Origin of the sequence: Protofrankia sp. Cj3, from assembly GCF_917627355.1 — a bacterium.
Taxonomy (GTDB): Bacteria; Actinomycetota; Actinomycetes; order Frankiales; family Frankiaceae; genus Protofrankia.
Window position 1 is genome coordinate 1 of record NZ_CAKJTR010000059.1, and the last position, 4,865, is coordinate 4,865.

Consider the following 4,865-nt stretch of genomic DNA (forward strand, 5'->3'; position numbering starts at 1 on the left):
TATTGCCGGGCGCTCTAAGTCGGGTTGTCCGGTCGAGGTGGCAGCCCCGCCGGGCTGCTGACCCGCGGGCGCCGGTGCGTCCATGAGCACCCTGTCCGGCGCGGACCGCCCTGTCCGGCGCGCTGGCGTTCCGGTTCCGTCTGCGGGATCGGGCGGGGTTAGGATTACCCCATCGCGTTGAGGGATGTATGGGTGATTTTGTGATGCTGTTCAGCGGGTGTCGGCATGTGGCGGCGTCCACCTCGTGATCATCAACGAGGCGCAGGTGGCCGAGGCGCTCCCCAGCTACGAGTTGGGCGCCAAGCTGGGCGCGGGCGCCTTCGGGCTGGTGTTAGCGGGCCGGCACCGCGACCTTGATCGCAATGTTGCGATCAAGGTGCTGTCCCCGGCGCAGGAGAACGCGCCAGGCGGTTTCAAAGCCGAGGCACGGATCCTCGCCGCGATGGATCATCCGCATGTCGTGCGGGTCTACGATTACGTCGAGGCCGACGAGCTGCATCTGATCGTCATGGAGCTGCTGGGTGGGGGGACGCTGACCCGTCGGCGGGCGGGCATCCCACCGGAGGGTGCCTGCGCGGTCGGTCTGGCGGTGGCCGCGGCGCTGACCTGCGCGCATGCCCAGGGGGTACTGCACCGCGACATCAAGCCCGACAACATTTTGTTCGACACCGGAGGCCTGCTCAAGGTCACCGACTTCGGGATCGCGAAGATTTTCGACGGGTCGGCGGCCACCGCGAGCATGCTCATCGGGACCCCGAAGTACATGGCGCCCGAACAGCTCGTCGGCGGTCGGCTGGGGCCGCCCACCGACCTGTATGCCCTCGGGGTGCTCCTGTACGAGCTGCTCGTCGGGACACCGCTGTTCGATCCGGCTCTGTCGTCGCATGCCCTGGGTTATCATCACCTTTACTCTCCGCCACCACCGTTAGTGGGTGTGCCCGCTCCGGTGGCCGAGGCTGTTCTGCGGGCGCTGGCCAAGGATCCGGCCGCTCGCCAGCCCTCCGCACACGCCTTCGCTCTTGATCTTGCTGCTGCCGCGGCCCGCGGTTACGGCCCTCGCTGGACCGCCCGTGCCGGAATCGGACTACGCCTCGCCGACGACGTCCGTGATGCCGCTGACCTTCTGGTTCAGCCCAGTCGGCAGATACCGGCGCCTATCCCCCGCCCGCCGGGTCCGCAGCCCGCCGTCCAGCCTTCGTCGCCATGGGTTGTGCAGCCGCCGCCGGCCGCGCCCGCGGTGCGCCCGTCGAACGCCGCATATCAGGCCGTTCCCGCGTATCCGCCAAGTCCCGGCCAGTCAAATCCCGGGTACCAGAGCCCGGGGCAGCCAAATCCCGGGTATCAGAGCCCCGGCCAGCCAAATCCCGGGTACCAGAGCCCGGGGCAGCAACAGAGCGCTGGCTATCAGGCCGGCGCAGGGCAGCAGGGCGTACCCGGCTATCAGGCGGGTCCTGGCTATCCGCCGAGCCCGGGGTACTACCCGGCCAGCCCGGCATATCCCGCCCCGCCAGGTTATGCCCAGAGACAATACGATGTATCAGCCCCATTCGGACGTGATCCGGTCACCGGCGAACCGTACTCGGATAAACAGAAGCTCGTCGCCGGCCTGCTGCAGATTTTCCTGGGTGTGTTCGGGGCCGGACGCTGGTACCTGGGCGACACCGCCATCGCACTCGCCCAGTTGTTCACCTGCGGTGGTTTCGGGGTCTGGGCGTTGATCGACGGGGTCCTGATGCTCACCGGCAATGTTCGCGATGTACAGGGCCGGCCACTTCGTGATTGATCAGGGCCGCTCGGTCGTGGGAACGAGCCGTACCCGCCTGCTGCTTGGCGCGGCCGCGGGCGCGCTGGGCGTGGGTTACCTTGCCGTCGTCGACCCACACGATGCGGCCGCGGTCATGCCGGTGTGCCCGGCGAAGTTTGTCACCGGGCTTGACTGCCCGGCGTGCGGCGGGCTTCGGCTGGTTCACGATCTGTTGCACGGTCGGTTGCGGGCCGCGGTTCACGACAATCTCTTCGTGCTGCTCTGTAGCCCTGTTCTGGTCCACCTGGGCTGGCGGCGGGCACGGGCGGCCTGGCTGGGTGAGCAGGCACCTGTTCCCAGAGCGCTTGCGCACGGGCTGGCCGCTGGCGCGCTTGTCTGGATGGTCGTGCGGAACCTGCCCGGCTGGCCCCTGGCACCGGCGTCTGCCTGTTCGGCGCTGTGAGCGTCCTGGACCGTGGCCTGACCACGGTGGGTTGGCCTTGGCATGGAAGCCACCTCTACGGGCGGCGCGTCGTGCCGCCGAGGCTGCACCCGACGAACCTGGCTGCTCAAGCGGGTCAAGGCCTGTAGTCGATCAACGTGAATGATCGGATGTAGCGCTCAAATCCGCTCAAATCTGAAAACGAGCTCCTGCCCGTCCCGCATGGCCAGCCGCAGCCGTGCGCCACCCGGCACGTAGGTCTCCAGCACCCTGATCAGCTCGTCCGTATCGACCCCGACGCTTACGCGCAGGTCAACACTTTTGGTGATCTTACTTATGAGAACGCGCGCACCGCGCGTATCCTCCTGCCCGTTCACCCGCACTGTCCCGATTCGTCTCCCGCTGAATGGTCCGCGTGCCTGCTCTTCATGCCTCCAGCCGGGGCGGACGAAGGCGCGCGAACACGGCCGGAACTACTCGGTAGTCGGCGAGCCGGTACGCCTGGGCGTGTGCCTCGGCCGCACGTGCCGTCGGAAAGATCAGTAACGCACTGTCCGGGCGCCCGTCCGGGCCAAGCTCGACGATCACACAGGGGACGGACTGGTCGAGCCGCGGGAACCGGGGCTCATCGGACTGCCGGTGGAGCCGGGCGGACGCGACCGGCCGGCGGGTGTAGGTCTTTGGTGGTACCACGACATCTCCCATGTGCGTATCGGCTGGGTGGTCGGCTGGTTATCGTGCTGACGCGACACATTTCATGACGCTGCGCGACAGGTGGCTAGCTGTGATCGCGTGAGACGCTGTTGACGCATCCGTCACGCACGCCTCACGCACGTGTCGTTACGCTGGGCAGGAGAGGGTACGGGTGGACGATCAGGCTGCGGTTGCGCATCTTGCGGGGCGTATCCGCGCGTTACGCCTTCGAAGCGGGCATGCAGAGTCTGGCCGAGCTCGCTCGGCGTACCAACCTGGACCGGGCTGGGATCAGTCGGGCCGAAGCTGGCCGGTTTCTGCCGTCCGATGTGGTTGTGGAGGCCATCGACACCGCGGTGGGTGCCGGTGGAGAGCTGGTGCAGCTCCGCGCGCGGATCCACCGGGCGCGGCACGGAATCGGCGAACCTGACGGCGGGGAGGTGAGTTCCACGGACAGGCGGGAGGTCTTCGAGCTGACGGCGGCCGGCATCCTCGCGGCGGATGCCTACCGGCAGTGGTCAGCCACCGGCCCGGACCCGCTGACGGTCGCCGAAATCGAGGACAAGGTCGACCAGCACGCGGCCGTGTTCACCACCACGGCGCATGACGCGCTCGCCCCGAAGGTGTTCGACACCTGGCGGCAGGCGGAGGGCAGGCTTCGGGATGCAACCCGCTTGCGGGCGCACCGGCGCCTCACCGTGGCCGCGGGCTTCTGCGCCTACATGCTGTGCCGGCTGGCGTTCAACATGGGGGATACGATCACGTCACGGCGGTTCCTCACCCTCGCCGAGAACCATGCCGAGGATGCCGAGGAACCAGTGCTGGCCGCGTCCGTCGCCGGGATGGCGTCCACGATGGCGTTCTACGGCGGCCGGTACGAGGATGCCGTCCGGGTCGCGGCGGAGGCTGCCCAGCGATTCCCCCACCCGTACACCGCGGCACGACTTGCCGCCTACGAAGCCCGCGCGCGGGCCGCGACCGACGATGCCCGGTCCGCGCGGGATGCGCTGTACCGGATGCGTCAGACGGTAGTCGATTTACCGGCGCGCCCCGGGATGTCCTCGTTCGGGCCAGCGGCGGCCGGCATGTTCGCCGGCGGAGTACTCGCCCGCATGGGTGCGGGCGACGAAGCCGAACCGATGGCCCGCGCCGCGGTGGCGCTGTACGACTCCGGCCACGGTGGCTTCGAGGAACGGGGACATGCACTGCTTGCGCTAGCCGCGGCGCTGCTGACGCGGGAGAGTCCTGAACCAGAAGAGGCGGCGGTCCGCACCTTGGCCGTGGTGGCGCTACTGGACGGCTGCTTGACATCGACCGTGGCCGCGAACCTGCGCCGTACCATGACCCAGTTACACCCCTATCGGGAGCTCGCTCCGGTCCGTGATTTAGAGGACGCTCTGTCCGCCCGTTCCCATCTCGTACTGACCGCCGGGAGCGCCCCGTGACCCTCATCCTCGGACCGCCGTCTGCTACCCGGCAGATCCCCACGGTGCTCACCGAACGGCTGGTCCTACGGGACTGGCGGGCCGAGGACATCGGCCCGTACTCGCGGATGACTCAGGATCCGGATATGAGCCGCTATACCGGCGGCGGGCCGATGGACGAAGAGGCGGTGTGGCGCCATGCCGCTTTCCAGCTTGGCCACTGGGCGTTGCGCGGCTTCGGGATGTGGATCATCCGAGATCGGCTGTCCGGAGAGTTCGTTGGCCGCGCCGGGCTGTATGAAGAGATGGGCTGGCCGGGTGTCGAGGTGGCCTGGACGGTGCGGCGTGACCGGTGGGGGCAGGGCCTGGCACCCGAAGCTGGCATGGCGGCGCTCGAGTTCGCGTTCGTCCACGTCGGTGTCGAGCGGGTCATCTCGATCTGCCACCCGGACAACATCCAGAGCCGCCGAGTAATGGAAAAGATCGGATTGATCCTGGATGGCGGCTGGTCCCTTCACGGTCGGCCGAGCGTCGTTTACGCCATCACCCGGCAGACGTGGGA

General features: G+C 68.2%; 6 protein-coding genes. 4 read left to right on the forward strand and 2 right to left on the reverse strand.

From position 1 onward, the window contains the following. The first annotated feature begins 244 nt into the window (after window positions 1-244). Together MJ783_RS10370 and MJ783_RS10375 are read left to right on the forward strand one after the other, a co-directional pair. On the forward strand, window positions 245-1,783 hold the full coding sequence (locus tag MJ783_RS10370) for a protein kinase (RefSeq protein WP_239310183.1): 1,539 nt from the start codon (window positions 245-247) through the stop codon (window positions 1,781-1,783). Continuing rightward, complete coding sequence (locus MJ783_RS10375; RefSeq protein ID WP_239310184.1) at window positions 1,755-2,207, forward strand: DUF2752 domain-containing protein; 453 nt, start codon at window positions 1,755-1,757, stop codon at window positions 2,205-2,207. The genes MJ783_RS10370 and MJ783_RS10375 overlap by 29 nt, the downstream gene beginning before the upstream one ends. A gap of 158 nt (window positions 2,208-2,365) precedes the next feature. Here MJ783_RS10375 and MJ783_RS10380 read toward each other — a convergent pair whose 3' ends face one another. Both MJ783_RS10380 and MJ783_RS10385 read right to left on the reverse strand, forming a co-directional pair. Further along, window positions 2,366-2,563 (reverse strand): hypothetical protein, encoded by a 198-nt coding sequence (locus tag MJ783_RS10380; RefSeq protein ID WP_239310185.1) that lies wholly within the window; start codon window positions 2,561-2,563, stop codon window positions 2,366-2,368. Between the two features lie 49 nt (window positions 2,564-2,612). Next, on the reverse strand, window positions 2,613-2,879 hold the full coding sequence (locus MJ783_RS10385) for a hypothetical protein (RefSeq protein WP_239310186.1): 267 nt from the start codon (window positions 2,877-2,879) through the stop codon (window positions 2,613-2,615). Between the two features lie 200 nt (window positions 2,880-3,079). Here MJ783_RS10385 and MJ783_RS10390 point away from each other — a divergent pair, with 200 nt between their 5' ends. Both MJ783_RS10390 and MJ783_RS10395 read left to right on the forward strand, forming a co-directional pair. After that, a complete protein-coding gene (locus tag MJ783_RS10390; RefSeq protein WP_239310187.1) occupies window positions 3,080-4,324 on the forward strand; it encodes a helix-turn-helix transcriptional regulator in 1,245 nt (414 codons plus the stop codon). Further along, a partial coding sequence (locus tag MJ783_RS10395; protein WP_239310188.1) for a GNAT family N-acetyltransferase occupies window positions 4,321-4,865 on the forward strand: 545 nt, incomplete at its 3' end. The genes MJ783_RS10390 and MJ783_RS10395, both read left to right, overlap by 4 nt.

Coding starts and splice junctions, on each gene's coding strand:
- MJ783_RS10375 (WP_239310184.1), top strand. CDS start 1,755: ATGTACAGGGCCGGCCACTTCGTGATTGATCAGGGCCGCTCGGTCGTG.